19 protein-coding genes and 1 tRNA gene are annotated in these 21,523 nt (G+C 72.1%); 6 read left to right on the plus strand and 14 right to left on the minus strand.

Annotated features, from left to right (window positions below):
* Window positions 1–28 precede the first annotated feature (28 nt).
* Window positions 29–409 carry a DUF2255 family protein gene (locus tag ASE15_RS04440; protein WP_056761863.1) on the plus strand — a complete coding sequence of 127 codons (381 nt, stop codon included), beginning with the start codon at window positions 29–31 and terminating at the stop codon, window positions 407–409.
* 484 nt (window positions 410–893) lie between these two features.
* Here the strand turns inward: ASE15_RS04440 and ASE15_RS04445 are convergent, their stop codons facing one another.
* The 13 genes from ASE15_RS04445 to ASE15_RS04505 form a co-directional block, all read right to left on the minus strand.
* Window positions 894–1,601 (minus strand): zeta toxin family protein, encoded by a 708-nt coding sequence (locus ASE15_RS04445; protein ID WP_056761865.1) that lies wholly within the window; start codon window positions 1,599–1,601, stop codon window positions 894–896.
* Window positions 1,602–1,855: 254 nt separating this feature from the next.
* Window positions 1,856–3,193: a site-specific integrase gene (locus ASE15_RS04450; RefSeq protein ID WP_082618212.1), complete on the minus strand. Its 1,338-nt coding sequence runs from the start codon at window positions 3,191–3,193 to the stop codon at window positions 1,856–1,858.
* A 391-nt stretch (window positions 3,194–3,584) separates the two neighbouring features.
* Window positions 3,585–3,661, minus strand: a tRNA-Pro gene (locus tag ASE15_RS04455).
* Window positions 3,662–4,038: 377 nt separating this feature from the next.
* Window positions 4,039–5,625, minus strand: coding sequence for a ribosome biogenesis GTPase Der (gene der, locus ASE15_RS04460; RefSeq protein WP_056651616.1), 1,587 nt, complete (start codon window positions 5,623–5,625; stop codon window positions 4,039–4,041).
* Between the two features lie 91 nt (window positions 5,626–5,716).
* Window positions 5,717–6,400 carry a 1-acyl-sn-glycerol-3-phosphate acyltransferase gene (locus ASE15_RS04465; protein WP_056761870.1) on the minus strand — a complete coding sequence of 228 codons (684 nt, stop codon included), beginning with the start codon at window positions 6,398–6,400 and terminating at the stop codon, window positions 5,717–5,719.
* Entirely contained in the window at window positions 6,397–7,197 is an 801-nt protein-coding gene (cmk, locus tag ASE15_RS04470) for a (d)CMP kinase (RefSeq protein WP_056761873.1), read from the minus strand. The genes ASE15_RS04465 and cmk overlap by 4 nt, the downstream gene beginning before the upstream one ends.
* Window positions 7,194–7,556, minus strand: coding sequence for a chorismate mutase (aroH, locus tag ASE15_RS04475; RefSeq protein WP_056651607.1), 363 nt, complete (start codon window positions 7,554–7,556; stop codon window positions 7,194–7,196). The genes cmk and aroH overlap by 4 nt, the downstream gene beginning before the upstream one ends.
* Window positions 7,557–7,646: 90 nt before the next feature.
* Window positions 7,647–8,594 carry a pseudouridine synthase gene (locus tag ASE15_RS04480; protein ID WP_082608944.1) on the minus strand — a complete coding sequence of 316 codons (948 nt, stop codon included), beginning with the start codon at window positions 8,592–8,594 and terminating at the stop codon, window positions 7,647–7,649.
* Complete coding sequence (locus ASE15_RS04485; protein ID WP_157277146.1) at window positions 8,591–9,385, minus strand: SMC-Scp complex subunit ScpB; 795 nt, start codon at window positions 9,383–9,385, stop codon at window positions 8,591–8,593. Before ASE15_RS04485 ends, ASE15_RS04480 begins: the two co-directional genes overlap by 4 nt.
* Window positions 9,386–9,396: 11 nt before the next feature.
* On the minus strand, window positions 9,397–10,494 hold the full coding sequence (locus tag ASE15_RS04490; protein ID WP_157277149.1) for a ScpA family protein: 1,098 nt from the start codon (window positions 10,492–10,494) through the stop codon (window positions 9,397–9,399).
* 31 nt (window positions 10,495–10,525) lie between these two features.
* Window positions 10,526–11,353 carry a ParA family protein gene (locus ASE15_RS04495; RefSeq protein WP_056761924.1) on the minus strand — a complete coding sequence of 276 codons (828 nt, stop codon included), beginning with the start codon at window positions 11,351–11,353 and terminating at the stop codon, window positions 10,526–10,528.
* A 200-nt stretch (window positions 11,354–11,553) separates the two neighbouring features.
* Window positions 11,554–12,576: a site-specific tyrosine recombinase XerD gene (xerD, locus tag ASE15_RS04500; protein ID WP_082608941.1), complete on the minus strand. Its 1,023-nt coding sequence runs from the start codon at window positions 12,574–12,576 to the stop codon at window positions 11,554–11,556.
* 51 nt (window positions 12,577–12,627) lie between these two features.
* A complete protein-coding gene (locus tag ASE15_RS04505; RefSeq protein ID WP_255354245.1) occupies window positions 12,628–13,626 on the minus strand; it encodes a heme o synthase in 999 nt (332 codons plus the stop codon).
* A 415-nt stretch (window positions 13,627–14,041) separates the two neighbouring features.
* Here ASE15_RS04505 and tkt point away from each other — a divergent pair, with 415 nt between their 5' ends.
* From tkt to pgl, 5 genes are all read left to right on the plus strand, one after another.
* Window positions 14,042–16,204, plus strand: coding sequence for a transketolase (gene tkt, locus ASE15_RS04510; RefSeq protein ID WP_056761876.1), 2,163 nt, complete (start codon window positions 14,042–14,044; stop codon window positions 16,202–16,204).
* 96 nt (window positions 16,205–16,300) lie between these two features.
* On the plus strand, window positions 16,301–17,434 hold the full coding sequence (tal, locus tag ASE15_RS04515) for a transaldolase (protein WP_056761926.1): 1,134 nt from the start codon (window positions 16,301–16,303) through the stop codon (window positions 17,432–17,434).
* 181 nt (window positions 17,435–17,615) lie between these two features.
* Window positions 17,616–19,157 (plus strand): glucose-6-phosphate dehydrogenase, encoded by a 1,542-nt coding sequence (zwf, locus tag ASE15_RS04520; RefSeq protein ID WP_056651600.1) that lies wholly within the window; start codon window positions 17,616–17,618, stop codon window positions 19,155–19,157.
* A 67-nt stretch (window positions 19,158–19,224) separates the two neighbouring features.
* Entirely contained in the window at window positions 19,225–20,142 is a 918-nt protein-coding gene (gene opcA / locus ASE15_RS04525) for a glucose-6-phosphate dehydrogenase assembly protein OpcA (protein ID WP_056651597.1), read from the plus strand.
* Window positions 20,139–20,918, plus strand: a complete 780-nt coding sequence (gene pgl / locus ASE15_RS04530) for a 6-phosphogluconolactonase (RefSeq protein ID WP_056761878.1) — start codon at window positions 20,139–20,141, stop codon at window positions 20,916–20,918. The genes opcA and pgl overlap by 4 nt, the downstream gene beginning before the upstream one ends.
* 203 nt (window positions 20,919–21,121) lie before the next feature.
* Here the strand turns inward: pgl and ASE15_RS04535 are convergent, their stop codons facing one another.
* Window positions 21,122–21,472, minus strand: coding sequence for an RNA polymerase-binding protein RbpA (locus ASE15_RS04535; protein WP_056651591.1), 351 nt, complete (start codon window positions 21,470–21,472; stop codon window positions 21,122–21,124).
* Window positions 21,473–21,523 lie beyond the last annotated feature (51 nt).

Consider the following 21,523-nt stretch of genomic DNA (forward strand, 5'->3'; position numbering starts at 1 on the left):
CCACCGCACCACCCGAGAGAGAGACACCATGACCGCCTGGACCACAGACCAGCTCCGCACGATCATCGAACACGAAGACCTCTTCGTCTCCCCGTTCCGCGAAGACGGGGTCACCTACGGCACCCCCACCCAGACCTGGGCCCTGGTCGTGGACGGCAAGGTCTACGTCCGCGCAGCCAACGGCAAAGACTCACGCTGGTACCAGGCCGCGATCACTCAGAAGGCCGGGCGCGTGCGCGTGGACGGCGTCGACTACGAGGTCACCTTCGAAGACGCCGGCAGCGACGACGAGGCCGCGATCGACGCTGCCTACGAGGCCAAGTACGGCAGCGCCGAAGAGAGCTTCGCCGTGCCGATCATGCAGGGCGAAGGCCCCAAGGGCGCTTCAGTCCGCGTCTCGCCCCGCTGACCAGCCCGCAGCACCACCACAGCGCTGGCGCTGGGACCACGACACGGAGGCTGTCGGTCTCAGCAGCCGGGGCACCGCTCGGCGCATCCGAGCACCGTGTGCCGTTCCGAAGCGCGAGGAATACTGAAGGTCTCGAATATCGGATCCCGCCAGGTGCGCGGCCCGACGTCCCGGTCGAGGAAGCCCAGCCGCCGACGCGACCGCCCGTCGACGGGGACTGAGACAGCTCAGGTGTTCAAGGTAGGCAACGAAGCCAAGTCAGGTGTTCAAAGTCTGGCCTCAACCAAGTCCGCTCCGCCCGCGGCAGCCGCCTCACACGCGCCCAACGCTCCCGGATGCGATGAGGTTCGGTCGCGTCGCTCAGCCTTGGTCCTCGTGGGTTGCTGGGCGTCGCCAAGCGCTACGATCCCCCTGACGACGCCCCGGCTGCTCCCCCTGCCTGCCGGGGCGTCGTCGCGTCCCGGGACGGGCGGGGATCGCTCGTCTACTCGCGTTCGGTCTGCGGGCCTCGCGCGCCGCCTCGGTGCGGGGTTGGCCGGGTGCTGGTGCCGAAGCTCGTGGCGCTGCGGGTGCGCGCGGTGATGAGGCTGTGGTCGACGAGGTCTCCCCCGCGTTGGAAGCGTCCCTTGTCGGTCTCCACGCGCATGGGCGTGTTCTCGGCCTCTGTCCAGAAGCGGCGGTAGCGGACTACGGCCGGGCACGAGGTGGCGAGGGCGGCCGCGGACTCCTGGGAGCGGGAGCGCCCGTCGGGGCCGTTGAAGACGTCGCGGGCGTAGATGCTCGGGACCCAGCGGCCGCCGAGCCCGTCGCCGGTCACGACGGCGCCCTCGTAGGACTGGCGCCAGCGCTGGGCGATGCGGGCCTGGGAGAGCTCGTAGGGCACCTCGACGTCCACGACCTCGACCTCGTACCCCACGGCCGCCAACTTCTCACCGAGCTCGACCGCGGGTGCCGGCTTGGACAGCACGGAGTCGATCACAACGTTGGTCCCCTCTCGCAGGGCCTCGTCGCGCAGCACGCGCGCCAGGTGCGAGGACTCCTCGTGCACGAGGGCAGCGAGGTCGAGGGGGAAGAACGGCTCGCCGGCTTCCTCGCGCTCACGCACGCCGTCGGGCTTGAGGAAGTTCTCATAGCTGCCGTCGGCCAGGGCCTCGCGCAGCGGCTTCGGGCGAGCCCGCTCGACCCAACCCAAGCGCACACGGCGCTGCTGACGATCGCTCGTCTACCCGCGTTCGGTCTGGGGCCTCGCGCGGCACCTCGGTGCGGTACCCGACGGGTGCTGGCGCTGAAGCTCGAGACGCTGCGGGTGGGGGCGGCGATGAGGCAGTGGTCAGCGAGGTCTCCCCCTCGCAGGAAGCGTCCCTTGTCGGCCACGCGCATGGGCACGTTTCTCGGCCTCGGTACAGAAGTGGCGGTAGCGAACCACGGCCGGGCACGAGGCAGCGGTCAGGCATCATCTTTCGGTGGATCAGCCTGTTCGACGATGTCCTGCAGTACGCCGAGAACGTCCGGGGCGGTGTGCACGCCTTCGATGTAGTAATTCGCTGTAACAGCTTCGGTGTTCCCCAGGACAGCGGCGGCGGTGGCGACCTCGTACCCACCCGCCCGGAGGGCGGTGGCGACGGTGGCTCGCAGCGTGTGCGGGTGCAGCGACCTCGGGTCGATCCCAGCTGCTTCGAGCGCTTGCTTCAGGTAGCGTCGTGCGTTCTGAGTCTGCCAGTGGGTACCGACTCTGGTCCTGAACACTGGGTCATCCGGGTCGGCGTTGTCGGGCCGCAGAAGCCGTAGCGATTCGACGGTGAACGGCGGAACGGTGATGCTGCGCATTCCGCGCTCGGACTTCGTGACCTCCTGGCGAACCGACTGGTAGCCAACCTGTACCATGGTCGCCACCACCGTCACTGTCGACCGCTCCCCCGGCCCTGTCGCAAGGTGCACGTTCCCCCACCGCAATGCGAGTGCCTCCCCGATTCGCATCCCGGATCCAAGGAGCAGATCGACCAGCACGGCCAGATTGAGGGACGGGGCGGGCCCGAGACGCCTCGCCGAGTCAGCACGCCATCGGCGCGCGGCGTCCCGGAGAGCGTGGATCTCGTCCGTGGACAACGCCCGGGGCTGGCTCCTTCTCTTGGGTGGGACAGTGGTTCGCTCGGCAACGTTCACACCCTCGATCGCACCCATGCGGATCGCGTAGTCCAGGATCCGCTTGACGAGGGACCTGCACTTGCGGCGCTTGTCATTCAGGGAATGTTCCGCACCGTCGGCACCACGGATGGACGCCAACCACTGTTCCAGCAGCGGAGTGGTCAGGTCACGCAACCTGAGTTGCCCGATGACGGGCACCACGTCGACACGCAGCAGCCGTAGGTCCTGCTCCACTGTCTGAACCCGCACCCGTCCACCAGGGGCGTGAGCCTCCTCCATGCGCAAGGTGACCCACAGGCGGGCCACCGTCTCGAACAATGTGTTCGCAGTCAGGTCTGTGACGCTGTCCGCGCGTCCGCTGTTGGAGTAGAACTTCCTCGCCCACGCGGTGATCGCGGTGGCCGGCGAGTCTTCGGTTACCTGGATGCGACGCACTATCCCGTCGCCATCGCTTCCACGGGCATCGACCCTCCAGCGCCCGTTCGCGGTCTTCTTCGGGACCAGGGCGCCGTGCGTGCCGGGTAAACGCTGAGGTCTTCCACCATTGTGCATCATGACGACCGCCGGATCAGGTCCAGCGGTCGATCGCCGCCAGACATCGAAACGAATGTGGGCTCCATCGTGGCCGAGTACGACCATGTCTGGCCGTCGTCCTGCCGGTACCGCAACCTACTCCCGACACGTGGAGCACGCGGACTCGCCCTGGATGCGTGGAAGGGGTGGCTGGCACGGCGGGCCGAGCCCTGGTGGGCGGCGAGGTCGCTCACGGTCAACAGACGGTTGCTACGGGCCATGCCGTCTCTATGCGGCGGCCCGATGGCTCCCATCACCGCGTGTCGCCACGAGCGAGCGCAGGGACCGTCGGCCTCGCACTGGATGCCGCACCGTGCGGAGAGCCGCACGTCCAAGTTTGTGGAGACGTCGCCGCCGTCCTAGCACTGCTATGACGTGACGCCATGTGCCATTTGTGGAAGCTTCCAACGACGAAGCCCAGGTCGGGAGGTGAAAAACACCTCCTGACCTGGGCTTTTGGTCGGGCTGACAGGATTTGAACCTGCGACCCCTTGACCCCCAGTCAAGTGCGCTACCAAGCTGCGCCACAGCCCGTGAGCCCCGGAGGGCTTCACCAGCCCTTCAGGGCCGAGAGAAACAATACCCCACTTTGGGCGCACTCCGTGCATCGTCGCTGGTGAGTGGCCTGGATCACGCGTTCCCGGTCGGCTCCCCCGGCCCGTACAGCCGGTTCCGAGCCGCCGCCCAGCGCGCCGACAGCAGGCTCTCAGCGACCGGTCGGTCCGCACCCAGCGCGGATTCCGCCCCGCGCGTCAGCCGCGACCGGTCCCCCTGCTCCCAAGGAGCACCTCTGAGCGCCCCGCAACGCCCAGGAGGGCCGCGCGCGCCTTCCGGCACGCACGGCCCTCCCGTGGATCGCTCGACGCCTCACGCGCCCGGCAGGAGCCCCGCCGGGGCCCCGCGGGTCGACGTCAGCGCTTGCGCTTCTCGCGCACGCGCACCGAGATCTCGATGGGCGTGCCGTCGAACCCGAAGGTCTCGCGCAGACGACGCTCGATGAAGCGGCGGTAGCCGGCCTCGAGGAAGCCCGTCGCGAAGATCACGAAGCGCGGCGGGCGCGTGGAGGCCTGGGTCGCGAACAGGATGCGCGGCTGCTTGCCGCCACGCAGCGGGTGCGGGTGGGCTGCGACGAGCTCGCCCAGGAACGCGTTGAGACGTCCCGTGGGGATGCGCTTGTCCCAGGACTCGAGCGAGCGCTCGAGCGCGGGCACCAGGCGGTCGGTGTGCCAGCCGGTGCGGGCCGACACGTTGACGCGCGGTGCCCACTGGACCTGGACGAGGTCCTGCTCGATCTCGCGCTCGAGGAACGGACGACGGTCCTCGTCCATGAGGTCCCACTTGTTGTACGCGATGACGAGCGCACGGCCCGCGTCGACGACCTGGGAGATGACGCGCGTGTCCTGCTCGGTGAGCGGCACCGACGCGTCCACGAGCACGACCGCGATCTCGGCCTTCTCGATCGCGGCCTGGGTGCGCAGCGAGGCGTAGAAGTCGGCGCCCTTGGTCTGGTGCACGCGGCGACGGATGCCCGCGGTGTCGACGAACCACCACGGGATGCCCTTGAGGAGCACGAGCTCGTCGACCGGGTCGCGCGTGGTGCCGGCGACCGAGTCGACGACCACGCGGTCCGAGCCCGCGACCTTGTTCAGCAGCGAGGACTTGCCCACGTTGGGGCGCCCGACGAGCGCGACGCGGCGCGGGCCCGAGGGCAGGACGACCGCGTGCTCGGACACGAGCGGCAGGGCCTTCATGGCGGCGTCGAGCAGGTCGCCCGTGCCACGGCCGTGCAGGGCCGAGACGGGGTGGGGCTCGCCGAGCCCCAGGCTCCACAGCTCGGTCGCGTCGGACTCGCCGCGTGCGCCGTCGACCTTATTGGCGCACAGCACCACGGGCTTGCCGGACTTGCGGAGCAGGCGCACGACACGCTCGTCCGTGGCCGTGGGGCCCACGGTCGCGTCGACGACGAACACGACGGCGTCCGAGAGCGCGATCGCGACCTCGGCCTGCTCGGCGACGCGCGCCTCGATGCCGGCAACGTCGACCTCCCAGCCGCCCGTGTCGACGAGCGTGAACTGGCGCCCGGCCCACTCGGCCGGGTAGGAGACGCGGTCGCGCGTGACGCCGGGCTTGTCCTCGGTCACGGCCTCGCGGCGGCCGAGGATGCGGTTGACGAGCGTGGACTTGCCCACGTTGGGGCGTCCGACGATCGCGAGGACGGGCAGGGGCGCCGGAGGGGCTTCGCCGTCCAGGTCCTCGCCGTCCGCGGACAGGAGCGCGAGGTCCTCGTCGGCGAGCTCGTAGTCCGCGAGGCCGGCGCGCAGCGAGCGCTCGCGGCTGTCGTCGTCCTGCTCGTCGTCCTCGGAGGGGACGTAGGGGTCGGTCGAGTCTTCAGGCTGCCCGACGACGTCGCTCGCCTGGTCGATCGTCTCACCGGGGGTCTGCGACACCTCGTCGAGGGATGCCTGGGCATCGGGCTGTGCGTGGTCGGGTGTGGTCATGGGGACCATTCTCCCAGCAACCGGGCAGTTCTCCGAACGAGGAGCCCGTGCGACACGCCCGGAGTGCACGACGTCACGCGGACGGGGCGTCTCAGCGTCCGGGGCGCTCGGGCCCGTCGACCGGCAGCGCGATGCCCGAGCGGTCCACGGCGGACGTCACGAGCGTCGCGAGAGCCGACCGGATCTGCTCGTTCGCGGCGTCCATGGCCGCCTTGCCGCGCACGCCGTCGGGCTTCTCGACGACGACGGGCGCACCGAACTCGACGTACAGGCGGCGGCGGAACCCCGGGATCCGGCTCAGCCGGTCTCCCGTGCGGCGCGTGCCCAGCACCGCGACGGGCACGACGGGCGCGTGGCCGTTGAGCGCGAGCCAGGCCACGCCCGCGCGCGCCGAGGTCGCGTCGCCGCGCCCGCGGTTGCCCTCGGGGAACACACCCACTCCCCCGTCGCGGCGCAGGACCGCGAGCGCCGTCACGAGGGCCGCGCGCCCGCCGGTCCGGTCGACGGGGATCTGTCCGGCCGCGCGCAGGATCCAGCCCACGGGCCCGACGAACATCTCCTCCTTGACCAGGACGTGCAGGGGCCGGGGCGCGACGCCCAGCACGAGCGGCCCGTCGACGAGGCCCGTGTGGTTGGCCGCGAGGAGCACGGGTCCGGTGGTCGGGACGCGGTCCGCCCCGACCACCCGGGTGTTCCAGATCACGCGCGCGAGGAAGCGCCCCACCCAGCGGGACCAGGCGGGCCCGGCGGGAGAGGGGACGTGCGGGGTGCTCACCGAGCGGGCCCCTCGCCCCCCGTGACGGCGTCGGGCCTCGTCGCGGCGGGAGCCATGACCTGCTCGACGACGTCGAGCACGGCCTGGATCGTCTGCTCGAAGTCGAGGTCGGACGAGTCGACCGTGACGACGCCGTCGGCGGCGACGTGGAACTGCGAGACGGTCGAGTCGTCGCGGTCGCGGCGCAGGACCTGGTCCCTGGTCGCCTCGACGGCGGCCGCGTCGGCGGCGCCGTGGACCTCGAGCGAGCGGCGCGCCAGGCGCGCCTCCTCGCTCGCGGTCAGGAGGATGCGGACGTCTGCGTCGGGGGCCACGACGGTCGTGATGTCGCGCCCCTCGGCCACGATGCCGCGCCCGCCCGAGAACGACGTGTCGGCCGCATCGGCCGAGGACGCCGACGACTCCGCGGCGATGATCGCGCGCTGCAGGCGACGCAGCTCGGCGCGCACCGCGAGGTTGGTCGCGACCGCGCTCACGGCCGTCGAGATCTCGGTGGTCCGGATCGCCTCGCCCACGTCGGTCCCGTCGACGTGCACGCTCGGCGCGGCGGGGTCGATCCCCATGACGAGCGGCATGACGTCGACGGCCGCGGCCACGGCGGCCTGGTCGGCCAGGTCGACGCGTTCCTCGAGGCACCACCAGGTCGCCGCGCGGTACATCGCACCGGTGTCCAGGTAGGCGGTACCGAGGCGGCGAGCGACGGCGCGCGAGACGCTCGACTTGCCCGATCCCGAGGGGCCGTCGATCGCGACGACCAGCCCGCGGGCGGCGGCGGTGGCCTGCGGCTCCCCGCTCACTGCGCCAGGTCCTTGCGCAGCGACGTGGCCCCGTGCAGGTATACGTGCTGGACGTCGGCCCGGGGCACGTCGAGCTCCGCGTGGGCCATGAGGCGCACGACGCGGGGCAGCGCCCCGGGCACGCCGATCTCCACGGCGCACATGAGGGGCACGTCGCCGAGCCCCATCTCGCGCGCCGCCGCGGCCGGGAAGTCGGCCACGAGGTCCGGCGTGCAGGTGAAGAAGATCGAGATGAGCGACGCGGTGTCGACCTCGTTGGCGTCGAGGACGGCCTGGACGAGCTCGCGCGTGCGCTCGAAGAGGTGCTCACGCTCGTCGACGTCGAGCTGCGTGGCGCCCCGGATGGCCCGGACGGGCATGGGTACTCCTTCGTACGGGAGGGTCGGGTCGGGAGTCCGCCGTCCCGGGCTCGCGCGGTGACGCGGCGCCCGGGACGGCGGGGAGGCGTGCTAGAGGCCGACCTCGCTCATGAGGGTGCCGAGCTCGGTGCGGCCCAGGACGCGCGTCGCGCCGGGGCGCAGGTTGCCCAGGTGGATCGACCCGATGCGGGTGCGCACGAGCCGGGTCACGGGGTGACCGATCTCCTCGAACATGCGGCGCACGATGCGGTGACGCCCCTCGTGCAGGACGACCTCGACCATGCTGGCCTGCGGGGTCGTGTCGACCACGCGGTAGCGGTCGACCTTGGCCGGGCCGTCCTCGAGCTCGATGCCGTGGAGCAGCTTGTTCGCGACGTTGCCCGCGACACGGCCCTCGACCGACACGAGATAGGTCTTGGAGACCTCGTACTTGGGGTGCGAGAGCCGGTTGGCGAGCTCGCCGTCGTTCGTCAGGAGTAGCAGGCCCTCGCTGTCGGCATCGAGACGCCCGACGTGGAACAGGCGCTCGGGGCGCGTCGCGACGAACTGCGTGAGCGCGGGGCGCCCCTCGGGGTCGTGCATCGTGGAGACGACGCCCAGCGGCTTGTTGAGCGCGATCGTCACGAGCGACTGGTCGAGCTGGATGCGCATGCCGTCGACGTGGATGACCGCGGACTCGGGGTCGACGCGGACGCCGAGCTCGCGCACCAGGACGCCGTCGACCTCGACGCGGCCCGCGGCGATCAGGTCCTCGCACGCGCGGCGCGAGCCCAGGCCTGCGGTCGCGAGGACCTTCTGGAGGCGCACGCCGTCGGCGACGTGCACGTCGCGCTGGGGGCCCTTGGGCGCGACCGGGCGGCGCGGGGGCTTGCTCTTGCCCGCCTGCGCGTCACCGGCCCACCCGCGGCCCGCCCCGGTGCGGGGGGCCGAGGACCGCTGACCTCCCGACCGCCCACCGCCCGGTCGACCGGTGCCCGAGGTGTTCTCGGACCGCTGTCCTCGGGCGGCCGGACGGCCACCCTCGCGTGCGCTGCTCATGATGTTCCTTCGTCGTTCGTGCTGGGTCGAGCGTCGTCGGGCAGGGCCGGCGACCGCGGCTGTGCGCGGTCGCTCCCACCCTCGGACGCTCCGAGTGTGCTGTCGGCGGCGTCGAGGATGGAGTCGACGTCCGGCAGGTGCGGCGCGAGGGCGGGGAGCTCGTCGAGGGACGAGAAGCCCATGCGCTCCATGAAGTATCCCGTGGTTCCGTACAGGACCGCACCCGTCGAGGGATCCTGGCCGACCTCCGCGACGAGCCCGCGGGTCGTCAGCGTCCGTACGACGCCGTCCACGTTCACGCCGCGCACGGCCGAGATCTGGCCGCGCGTGACCGGTTGACGGTACGCGATGACGGCGAGGGTCTCCAAAGCGGCCTGCGTCAGGCGCGCGGTCTGGCCCTCGAGCAGGAAGCGCCCGACGACGTCGGCGAACACGGGCGCCGAGTAGACGCGCCACCCGCCGCCCGCCTGGCGCAGCTCGAACCCGCGGGGGCGACCGCCGAGCTCGCCGCGGTACTCGGCCGACAGCTCGGCGAGCAGGTCCTCGACCTCGCGCTGCGGGAGCCCGAGCGCCGTGGCGAGCTGCACCGCGGGGATCGGCTCGTCGGCGACCATGAGGACGGCCTCGAGGGCCGCGAGTGCCCCGCCCGGGACGTGGGCCAGGTCGAGCGTCGTCTCGTCGGCCTCCGTGCCGGGGACCGCGGCGCTCCCCGTCGGGGAGCCCGGTCCCGCCTGGTCGTCGTCCTGGTCGCCCGAGGGGGCGGCCGGACTGTCGACGGTGCTGTACGTCATGCTCTCCTCGCTCATGCTCCGGTCCGGTCCTGCCCTGGCTCCGCCCCGTCGTGGGGCGGCTGGGCATCATCACCGCTGTCGTGGGTCGGGCGAACGGCACCGACGGCGCCGTCCTCCCCGACAAGTTCGTCGAGCTCGTCGAACTCGCCGCCCACGTCGTCGAGCACGGCGTCGAGAGATCCGCTGCTGGCGCCGTCGTCGTCGCCCGTGGCGCCGGTCCACCGGACCGTGAGCTCGCCGAGCGCCTCGACCTGCTCGAACGCGACGAGCCCCTCGCGGAACAGCTCGAGCAGCGCGAGGAAGCGCGCGACGACGACGATCGTCTCGCCCGCGTCGGCGACGAGGGTCCGGAAGGACGCGGCGCCCTCACGCCGCAGGAGCCCGACGACGATCCCCGCCTGCTCGCGCACGCTCACCGCGGGCGCGTGCAGGTGGGTCAACGACACCCCGGGCGGGGGCGCCTTGGGCTCGAGCGCCCTGGCAGCGAGCGCCGCGAGCTGATCGGGCCCGAGCTTCCACACGAGCTCGGGCAGCAGGGCCGCGAGATGGGGCTCGAGCTGGACGACGCGCGGGAAGCGCCGCCCCTCGGTCGCGAGCCGTTCGGCGATGACCGCCGAGACCTGCTTGTACGCGCGGTACTGCAGCAGCCGGGCGAACAGCAGGTCGCGGGCCTCGAGGAGCTCGAGGTCCTCGGCGCTCTCGACGTCCCCCGTGGGCAGCAGTCGCGCGGCCTTGAGGTCCAGGAGCGTCGCGGCCACGAGCAGGAACTCGCTCGCGGTGCCCAGGTCCCAGCCGGGGTGCCCGCCGCGCCCCCGCCGGCGGCGAGTCGAGGCGCCCGCGGGCGCGCCGTCGTCGGGCCCGCGGGGCTCCGAGGCCTGGGCGCGCTCCGCCGCCTCGGCCTCGCGCGCGAGGCGTTCGGCCGTGCGGATGTACGCGATGAACTCGTCCGTCACCTGCGCGAGAGCGATCTCGGTGATGTCGAGCTTGTGCTTGGCGATGAGCGAGAGGAGGAGGTCGAACGGACCCGAGAAGTTCTCGAGGTGCACCTCGAAGGCCGGGTTGCCGTACCGGTCCGTGCTGGGCGGCGCGGGTGCCGGGGGCTCCTGCAGGTGAGCGACCGGGGCGGCTGCCTGCGCGGTGTCAGGCAGCGTCGCCACGGGCGACCAGCTCGCGGGCGAGCTGACGGTATGCCGTCGCCCCCGGGTGGGTCGGGGCGTACACCGTGATGGGCTCGGCAGCCACGGAGGCGTCCGGGAACTTCACGGTGCGCCCGATCACGGTGTGCAGCAGCTTGTCGCCGAAGGCCTCGTGGACGCGGGCCACGACCTCGCGCGAGTGCAGCGTGCGCGAGTCGAACATGGTCGCGAGGATGCCGTCGATCTCGAGGCGCGGGTTGAGCCGGTCGCGCACCTTCTCGATGGTCTCGACGAGCAGCGCCACGCCGCGCAGCGCGAAGAACTCGCACTCGAGCGGGATGAGCACGCCGTGCGCGGCCGTGAGCGCGTTGACCGTGAGCAGGCCCAGCGAGGGCTGGCAGTCGACGAGGATCACGTCGTAGTCGTCGAGCACGGGACGCAGGACCCGCGCCAGGACCGACTCGCGTGCGACCTCGCCCACGAGCTGGACCTCGGCCGCCGACAGGTCGATGTTCGCAGGGAGCACGTCCAGGTTCTCGACGTTCGTGGGGACGATGACCTCGCGGATGTCCGCGCCACGCTCCATGAGCAGGTTGTAGACCGTGCGGTCGAGCTCGTGCGGGTTCACGCCCAGGCCCACCGAGGCGGCGCCCTGCGGGTCGAAGTCCACCAGGAGGACCCGGCGGCCGTACTCGGCCAGCGCGGCCCCCAGGTTGATGGTCGTGGTCGTCTTGCCGACCCCGCCCTTCTGGTTGCACATCGCGATGATGCGTCCGGGGCCGTGCGTGGGGAGCACCTCCGGGACGGGGAAGTCGGGGACCGTGCGCCCCACGGGATCGACCCGCGGGAAGCTGTCGGGCGCGACGTCCGCACCGCCGTCGACGACCCCGGGTCCCGCACCGACGCGCGCGTCGAACGGTTCGGTGGCGTCCTGTGTCTCGCTCGGGGCCTGGCTGCTCACGTCGGCCACGCTACCCCAGCGTCCCCGCGAGGACGCGAGCACGCGCCGGAGTGGCGCGATCCGGCGCGACGTCAGCCGAGCGCGCGCGGGTGCGCCGAGGCGTACACCTCGCGCAGCGTGTCCCGGGTCACGAGCGTGTAGATCTGGGTCGTCGTGACCGAGGCGTGGCCCAGCAGCTCCTGGACCACGCGCACGTCGGCGCCGCCCGCGAGCAGGTGGGTCGCGAACGAGTGCCGCAGGGTGTGCGGCGAGATGCGCTCGGGGTGCTCGAGCCCGGCCCGCTCGGCCGCGGTCCGCAGGACGGCCCACGCGCTCTGGCGGCTCAGCCGGGCACCGCGCGTGTTGAGGAAGACCGCGGGCGTGCCGCGGCCCGTGGCGGCCAGCGCGGGACGTGACCGCACGAGGTAGGCGTCGAGCGCGCGCACCGCGTACGACCCCACGGGCACCACGCGCTCCTTGCCGCCCTTGCCGAACAGGCGCACCGCACCGGTCTCGAGGTCCAGGTCGTCGACATCGAGGCTCACGGCCTCGGAGATGCGGGCCCCCGTGGAGTAGACGAGCTCGAGCAGCGCGCGGTCGCGCAGCGGCGCCGGCCCCTCCCCCGCCCCGGCGGCCTCGAGGATCGCCTCGACCTCGTCGGTGGAGATGGCCTTGGGCAGCCGCTTGCCCTGCGCGGGGGGACGCACCTCGGCCGACGGGTCGGTTCCCGTGTGCCCCTCGAGCGCGCAGAAGCGGTGCCACCCGCGCACCGCGGCCACCGACCGGGCCGTCGACGACGGCGAGAGGAGCGCGGCGCCGTCGGCCCCCGTGCGGACCGTGGTGACGTACTCCGCGACGTCCGCCGCGCTCACCTCGGCCGGCTCGGTGCGGCCGCGCGCCGCGAGGTACGCGGCGTAGCGGGCCAGGTCGCGCCGGTAGGCCGCGACCGTGTTCGGGGAGAGCCCACGCTCGACCGTGAGGTGTGCGAGGTACTCGCGCACGGCGCGCTCGAGGGCGGCAGGCAGGGGCGGAGCGGGAGGCGTGGCCTCCGGGCCGGGGGGACCGTCCGAGGGCCCGACGGCGAGCGCGGGCTCACCGGCGGCGACGCGCGTCATCGCGCGCCGGCCGCTCGTCGGACGGTCATCCCGTGCGTCCCGGCCAGGCCGTCAGAAGGGGAGGAAGACGTCGACCGCGACGGCGACGAACAGCAGGGTCAGGTACGTGATCGAGGCGTGGAACACCTTCATGGCACCGAGCTTGCCCTTGGTCGGGTCGTTGGCCCGGCGCAGCATGGTGATGCACAGGGCCAGGAACCAGGCGCCGAGGCCGATCGCGACCACGCCGTAGACCCACGTCATGGGAGCGAGCCACCACAGCGCGAGCGACGAGGCGATCATCGCCACGGTGTAGCCGATCATCTCGCGCGCGACCTTGCGGTTGTCGGCGACGACCGGGAGCATCGGCACCCCGGCGTTCGCGTAGTCCTTCTTGAACTTGATCGACAGCGGCCAGTAGTGCGGCGGCGTCCAGAAGAAGATCACGAGGAACAGCGCGACCGCGGACCAGCTGAGCGAACCGGTGACCGCCGACCAGCCGATGAAGACCGGCATGCAGCCCGCGATGCCACCCCACACGATGTTCTGGGGCGTGCGGCGCTTGAGGATCATGGTGTAGCCCACGACGTAGATCGCGATGGCCGCGAACGTGAGCCAGGCCGAGGGGGCGTTGACGAGCCACGCGAACCACACGAGCGCGATCACGCCGAGCGCGGTCGCGAAGACCAGTGCGGCACGCGGGGTGATCTCCCCCGTGACGAGCGGTCGCCGCTTGGTGCGGTTCATGAGCTCGTCGATGTCACGGTCGATGTAGCAGTTGAAGACGTTGGCCGACGCGGCGGCCAGCGTGCCGCCCACGAGGGTCTTGACGACGAGCCACAGGTCCGGGAGCCCACCCTGGGCCAGGATCATGGTGGGCAGCGTCGTCACGAGCAGGAGCTCAATGATGCGCGGCTTCGTCAGGGCGACGTACGCGCCGATCGTGCTGCGGACCCGCGCGACGGCATGGCCGTCGGTGGAGACCCGGGCCTGCCCGGCGACCGAGGAGGTCGCGGCAGGGCGAGACGGGATACCCGTCTCGTCGATCGGTGCCTGGCTCGTGGTGTGCACGCGCTTCGGTGTTCCGTTCTGGCGAGGAATGCTGGGGGGGCGTCGTCCGGCAGCCGGTGCGTGTCTGCTCCGACCCGCTGGACATCCGTCCCATGCTACGTCGCCCGCCCTCGCGCCGCTGCCCTGCTCGCCCGAACAAAAGTGTGAGATCCGACCGAAATCCACGAGATGGTCGCGCGACGTGCCCGCTCGGGGCGCACGTATAGGCTGGGCGGAGCAACCGACGGCCTGGTGCCCCGGTGCGACCCGAGGCGACCTGACCTCGCGGTGCGCGCCGTCGCGACCGGCCGGTCCGCCGCTCCGCCCTCGGTCCCCCTGTGAGTCACCGGGTGCGCGCGAAGGAATAGTTCAACGGTTGATCCGAGTTGAATCGACGAAGATCCGGGGCGCAGACTCCGGACGGGAAAGAGGTCCGGTGAACGCGTTCGTTCCTGCCAACCAGCCCCTCGAGTGGTCCCCCCTGGACGACCAGGCTGTCAAGACCATCAAGGCTCTCGCAGCCGACGCCGTCGAGAAGGTCGGCAACGGCCACCCCGGGACGGCGATCTCGCTGGCCCCCGCCGCGTACCTGCTCTTCCAGAAGGTCATGCGCCACGACCCGGCCGACTCGCACTGGGTCGGTCGCGACCGCTTCGTGCTCTCCGCGGGCCACTCGTCGCTGACGATCTACCTCCAGCTCTTCCTCGCCGGCTACGGCCTGGAGATCGAGGACATCGAGGCGCTGCGCACCTGGGGCTCCAAGACCCCCGGCCACCCCGAGTACAAGCACACCAACGGTGTGGAGATCACCACGGGCCCCCTCGGCCAGGGCCTCGCGTCCTCGGTCGGCATGGCCATGGCGGCCCGCCGCGAGCGCGGCCTGCTCGACCCGTCGACCGCGCCGGGCGAGAGCCCGTTCGACCACCACGTCTACGTCATCGCGTCCGACGGCGACCTGCAGGAGGGCGTGACCTCCGAGGCCTCGTCGCTCGCGGGCCACCAGCAGCTCGGCAACCTCATCGTGATCTGGGACGACAACAAGATCTCGATCGAGGACGACACCGACATCGCGTTCACCGAGGACGTCCTCGCGCGCTACGCGGCCTACGGCTGGCACACCCAGAAGGTCGACTGGACCCAGGGCGGCACGGGCTACGCCGAGAACGTCGACGAGCTCGCCGCGGCCGTCGCCGCGGCCCAGGCCGAGACCGGCAAGCCCTCGATCATCGCGCTGCGCACGATCATCGGCTGGCCCTCGCCCACCAAGCAGAACACCGGTGGCATCCACGGCTCGGCCATGGGCGCCGACGAGATCCGCGGCCTCAAGGTCGAGCTCGGCCTGGACCCGGAGAAGTCGTTCGACGTCTCCCCCGAGGTCCTCGCCTACACGCGCGCCGTCGGCGAGCGCGGTGCCGAGCTGCGCGAGCGCTGGGACACCGCGTTCGAGGCCTGGAAGATCGCGAACCCCGAGGGCGACGCCCTCCTCGAGCGCCTCACGGCCCGCGAGCTCCCGGCCGGCTGGACCGAGTCGCTCCCCACGTTCGAGGCCGGCAAGGACGTCGCGACGCGCGCGGCCTCGGGCAAGGTCCTCTCGGCCCTGGCCGACACCCTGCCCGAGCTCTGGGGCGGTTCGGCCGACCTCGCGGGCTCGAACAACACGACCATGGACGGCGAGCCCTCGTTCGTCCCGGCCGAGCACGCGACCAAGAAGTTCCCGGGCCACGAGTACGGCCGCACGCTGCACTTCGGCATCCGTGAGCACGCCATGGGCTCGATCCTCAACGGGATCGTGCTGCACGGCGGCACGCGCGCCTACGGCGGCACGTTCCTCACGTTCTCCGACTACATGCGCCCCGCGGTCCGTCTCGCGGCGCTCATGGAGATCCCGTCGACGTTCGTCTGGACGCACGACTCGATCGGCCTGGGCGAGGACGGCCCCACGCACCAGCCCATCGAGCACTTCGCCGCGCTGCGCGCGATCCCGGGTCTCGACGTCGTCCGCCCCGCGGACGCCAACGAGACCGCGTGGGCCTGGCGCACGATCCTCGAGCACGACGACCGCCCCGCGGGCCTCATCCTGACCCGTCAGAACGTCCCGACGTTCCCGCGCGGCACGGACGGCTTCGCGGACGCCTCGGGCACCGCGAAGGGCGGCTACGTGCTGCTCGACACCGAGGGCACGCCCGACGTGATCCTCATCGGCACGGGCTCCGAGGTCCAGCTCGCGGTCGAGGCGCGCGAGCAGCTCGCCGCCGACGGCATCGCGGCCCGCGTGGTCTCGCTGCCCAGCCGCGAGTGGTTCGACGCGCAGAGCCCCGAGTACCGCGAGAGCGTGCTCCCGGCAGCCGTCAAGGCCCGCGTCTCGGTCGAGGCGGGCATCGCCCAGGGCTGGCGCGACCTGGTCGGCGACGCCGGCCGTTCCGTGAGCCTCGAGCACTACGGCGCGTCCGCGGACTACAAGATCCTCTACCGCGAGTTCGGGATCACGTCCGAAGCCGTCGCCTCGGCCGCCAAGGAGTCCATCGAGGCGGCCCGTACGGGTGCCGCACCGGGTAGCGAGGCCATCCCCTCGGTCGGCGGCACTGGCGACCAGCGCTGACCATCCGTAGATTCCAGGAGGGGGCGGCTCACGTCCGCCCCCTCCTGGGACGTCCGTGAGGACGGCCGCCAGACGACGAGAGGGAGAATCGTGTCCGTGCACCACAGCGCAGCACCAGCACCCGTCCGCGAGCTGTCGGAGGCAGGTGTCTCCATCTGGTTGGACGACCTCTCCCGAGAACGCCTGCGCAGCGGTGGCCTCGCCGACCTGATCGGCTCGCGCGCCGTCGTCGGCGTCACGACGAACCCCACGATCTTCGCGGGCGCGCTCTCGAAGGGCGACGCCTACGACGCGCAGCTCGCCGAGCTGGCCGCGGCCGGCACCGACGTCGAGGCCGCGGTCGAGCGCATCACCACGGACGACGTGCGGGCCGCGGCGGACGTCCTGCGCCCCGTCTACGACGCGACCGACGGCGTCGACGGCCGGGTCTCGATCGAGGTCGACCCCCGCCTGGCGCGCGACGCCGACGCGACCGTCGCGACCGCCGTCCGGCTGTGGCGCACGGTCGACCGCCCCAACGTCCTCATCAAGATCCCCGCCACGGTCGAGGGCCTCGACGCGATCGAGCGCACCCTGGCCCAGGGCATCAGCGTCAACGTGACGCTCATCTTCTCGCTCGAGCGCTACCGCCGGGTCATGGACGCGTTCCTGTCCGGGATCGAGCAGGCGCGCGACGCCGGCCACGACGTGACGCGCATCGCGTCGGTCGCGTCGTTCTTCGTCTCGCGCGTCGACGCGGCGGTCGACACCGCGCTCACCGCGGTCGGCTCCCCCGAGGCGCTCGACCTGCGCGGACGCACCGCGGTCGCCAACGCGCGGCTCGCGTACGAGGCCTACGAGCAGGTCCTCCAGAGCGACCGCTGGCGCGCCCTCGCCGCGACCGGCGCCCACCCCCAGCGCCCCCTGTGGGCCTCGACGGGCGTCAAGAACCCCGAGTACCGCGACACCCTCTACGTCGACGAGCTCATCGCTCCCGACGTGGTCAACACCATGCCCCAGGCGACCCTCGACGCGTTCGCCGACCACGGCGTCGTCCTGGGGAACACCGTCGCGGGCACGTACACGGCCTCGCGCTCGGTCCTCGAGACCGTCGAGTCGTTCGGCGTCTCGCTCGCCGAGGTGACCGAGCGGCTCGAGGTCGAGGGCGTCGAGAAGTTCGAGACCAGCTGGACGGATCTCCTCCAGACCGTCGCGGACGGTCTCGCCCGGGCCGGCGGCGCACCCGCATGACGCGGGCACGCTCCCGGACCGCCGCGGGTGCTGGGGGTGCTGGCGCTGCTGTCGTCGCCACTGCGGCACCGATCATGGACGCCCCGCGACCGCCCCTCGCGTACCACCTAGGCTTCACCTCGGTCCGCAGGACGGACCTTTCGACCATTCCAGCCCACGCCGACGAGAACGGTGACATCAGTTGAGACCGGCAAAGATCAGCGCAGAGCACAACCCGCTGCGCGACCCGCGTGACCTTCGACTCCCCCGCATCGCCGGGCCCAGCGGCCTGGTCATCTTCGGCGTCACGGGCGACCTCGCCCGCAAGAAGCTCATGCCCGCCGTGTACGACCTCGCCAACCGCGGTCTCCTGCCGCCCGGCTTCGCGCTCACGGGCTTCGCCCGCCGCGACTGGGAGGACCAGGACTTCGCCAAGGTCGTGCGCGACGCCGTCGAGCAGTACGCGCGCACCCCGTTCCGCGAGGCCACGTGGAAGCAGCTCGCCGAGGGCATCCGGTTCGTCCAGGGCGAGTTCGACGACGAGCAGGCCTTCGAGCGCCTGCGCACCACGGTCGAGGAGCTCGACAAGGAGCGCGGCACGGGCGGCAACCACGCGTTCTACCTCTCGGTCCCCCCCAGCGCGTTCCCCCTGGTCTGCGAGCAGCTCTCGCGCTCGGGGCTCTCCCGCTCGGGCGAGGACGCATGGCGCCGCGTGGTCATCGAGAAGCCGTTCGGCCACGACCTGACCAGCGCACGCGAGCTCAACGACGTCGTCTCCAAGGTCTTCTCGCCGGACTCGGTCTTCCGCATCGACCACTACCTGGGCAAGGAGACCGTCCAGAACATGCTGGCGCTGCGGTTCGCCAACCAGCTCTACGAGCCCATCTGGAACGCGAACTACGTCGACCACGTCCAGATCACCATGGCCGAGGACATCGGCATCGGTGGCCGCGCGGGGTACTACGACGGGATCGGCGCGGCGCGCGACGTCATCCAGAACCACCTCATCCAGCTCCTCGCGCTCACCGCGATGGAGGAGCCCGTCTCGTTCGACGCCGAGTCGCTGCGCGCCGAGAAGCTCAAGGTGCTCTCTGCCGTGCGTCTTCCGCGCGACCTGGGACGCCACACCTCGCGCGGCCAGTACTCGGCCGGGTGGCAGGGTGGCGAGGAGGTCGTCGGGTACCTCGAGGAGGACGGCATCTCGCCCGAGTCCACGACCGAGACGTTCGCCGCGATCCGCGTCGACATCGACAACCGCCGCTGGGCCGGGGTGCCGTTCTACCTGCGCACGGGCAAGCGCCTGGGCCGACGCGTGACGGAGATCGCGGTCGTCTTCAAGTCGGCGCCGCACCTGCCGTTCGAGTCCTCGGCGACGTCCGAGCTCGGCAAGAACGCGCTCGTGATCCGCGTCCAGCCCGACGAGGGCGTGACGATCCGCTTCGGCGCCAAGGTCCCCGGCACCGCGATGGAGGTCCGCGACGTCACCATGGACTTCGGCTACGGCCACGCCTTCACCGAGTCCTCCCCCGAGGCCTACGAGCGCCTCATCCTCGACGTCCTCCTGGGCGACCCACCGCTCTTCCCGAGCCACGAGGAGGTCGAGCTGTCCTGGAAGATCCTCGACCCGATCACGGCGTTCTGGGAGTCCAAGGGCGCCCCGGAGCCGTACCGCTCCGGCACGTGGGGCCCGGCCTCGGCCGACGACATGATGGCTCGCGACGGACGCACGTGGCGGCGTCCGTGACCGCGACCGCACCGATCTCCCGCCTGCCCCGGATCCCTGCCCGGACCTCGAACTGGAGCACCACCTCATGATCATCGATCTCCCCGAGACGACGACCAATGCGGTCAACAAGCGCCTCGTGAAGCTGCGTGACGAGGGTGGCGCGGTCGCCCTCGGACGTGTCCTGACCCTCGTGGTCCTGGCCGAGGAGGCCGACGTCGAGGACGCGGTCGCCGCGGCCAACGGCGCCTCGCGCGAGCATCCCTGCCGTGTCGTGGTCGTCGCCCCGGCCAACAAGCGCTCGACGGCGCGCCTCGACGCCCAGATCCGTATCGGCGGCGACGCGGGGGCCAGCGAGGTCATCATCCTGCGTCCCTCGGGGCCGCTCGTCGCGCACACCGACACCCTCGTGATGCCGCTCCTGCTCCCCGACGCCCCGATCGTGGCCTGGTGGCCCCGTGAGACGCCCGACAACCCCTCGGCGGACCCGGTCGGCCAGATGGCCCACCGCCGCATCACCGACGCGGTCAACGCAGGCAAGTCGCTCCAGACGCTCCAGCACCTGAGCAAGAGCCACCACCCGGGCGACACCGACCTCGCGTGGACCCGCGTCACGCTGTGGCGCGGGCTCATCGCGGCAGCGCTCGACCAGCCGCCCTACGAGTCCGTGACGGCCGTCGAGGTCGAGGGCGAGGAGCACCACCCCTCGGTCGACATCCTCGCGGCGTGGTTGGCCCAGCAGCTCCGGTGCCCGGTCCGGCTCGTCCGCCGGCGCGGCGTCGAGGGGATCACGAAGGTGACCCTCGAACGCAAGGGCGGCGCCGTCGTGCTGTCCCGGCCCGACGGGCGCATCGTGACCCTGACGCAGCCCGGCCAGCCGGACCGTCGCATCTCGCTGCCGCTGCGCCAGCTCGAGGAGTGCCTCACCGAGGAGCTGCGCCGGCTGGACCCGGACGAGGTCTACGGCGAGGTCCTCACCAAGGGCCTGGCGAGGATCGGCGAATGACGACCGACGTGGAGACCGAGACCCGCGCGCACGGGGCGCGCCTCGTCGTCGTGCACCCCGACGCGGGCGTGCTCGCCGAGGCCGTCGCCTCGCGCCTGCTGACGCGCATCCTCGACATCCAGTCCGTGCGCACCCCCGTCCACGTCGTCCTCACGGGCGGCACGGTCGGGATCCGTTCGCTCGCGGCCGTCGCGGCGCACCCCGTGCGCGACGCGGTCGACTGGACCGGCGTGCACTTCTGGTGGGGCGACGAGCGCTTCCTGCCCACCGGAGACCCCGAGCGCAACGAGACGCAGGCGCGCGAGGCGCTCCTCGACCACCTCCCGACCCTGCCCGCGCAGAACGTGCACGTCATGGCTGCGCCGGGCGAGGGCGTCGGGTCCCCCGAGGAGTCGGCGGCGCTCTACGCCGACGAGCTCTCGCGCTTCACGCCCGACGGCGCCACGCACCTCGCGTTCGACGTCCTCCTGCTGGGCATGGGGCCGGACGGGCACGTCGCGTCGCTCTTCCCGGGCAACGCCGGGCTCGCGGCCCAGGGGGCCACGACGGGAGTCCACGACTCCCCCAAGCCGCCGCCCGAGCGCGTGTCGCTGACGTTCTCCGCCATCCAGGCCGCGCAGGAGGTCTGGGTCGTCGCCGCGGGCGCCGAGAAGGCTCCTGCCGTGGCGTCCGCCCTGGCCGGGGATCCCGTCGAGACCACGCCCGCCGCGGGGGCGATCGGCACGCGGCGCACGCTGTGGCTGGTCGACCTGGCGGCGAGCAGCACCTCGTCCTGAGGTCCGGGACCGTCGGGTGCGGCCCGGCGGTCCCGGACCATCGGAAGGGGGCGACCCGATCGCCCACGCACAGCGGGGCCCGTCCGACGACCGGACGGGCCCCGCTGTGCTGTGCTGCTCATGACGACGTGCACGCCGGACGCCGGACGGGCACCTTCCGGTCACTGCCGGGGCGCGTCGCGCCCACCACCGGACCGGCAGGGCTAGCGGCGGCTACGACGGGCGCGCAGCGCGGCGAGCGCCTCGTCGAGGAGGGCCACGCCGTCCTCGTCGCTGCGGCGCTCCTTCACGTACGCGAGGTGCGTCTTGTAGGGCTCGTTGCGCAGCGCGCTCGGCGGGTTCGCCTGGTCCTGCCCCCCGGGCAGACCGCAGCGCGGGCAGTCCCAGGTCTCCGGAGTGACGATCTCCACCTCGGAGGAGAAGCTGGGGCGCGTCTCGTGCCCGTTGGCACACCAGTAGGAGACCCAGATGCGCGGGGCGACGTCGCCCCGTTCCGTCTCTCCGAGCGGGCCTGCCCCGACGCGAGACCCCTTGATAGCACTGCCACCAGCCACGACTTCACTCCCCCGACTTCCGACCGGACCGTGAGCCGGGCCGGTTCCACT

The sequence above is a fragment of the Oerskovia sp. Root22 genome, from assembly GCF_001429135.1.
GTDB lineage: Bacteria > Actinomycetota > Actinomycetes > Actinomycetales > Cellulomonadaceae > Oerskovia > Oerskovia enterophila.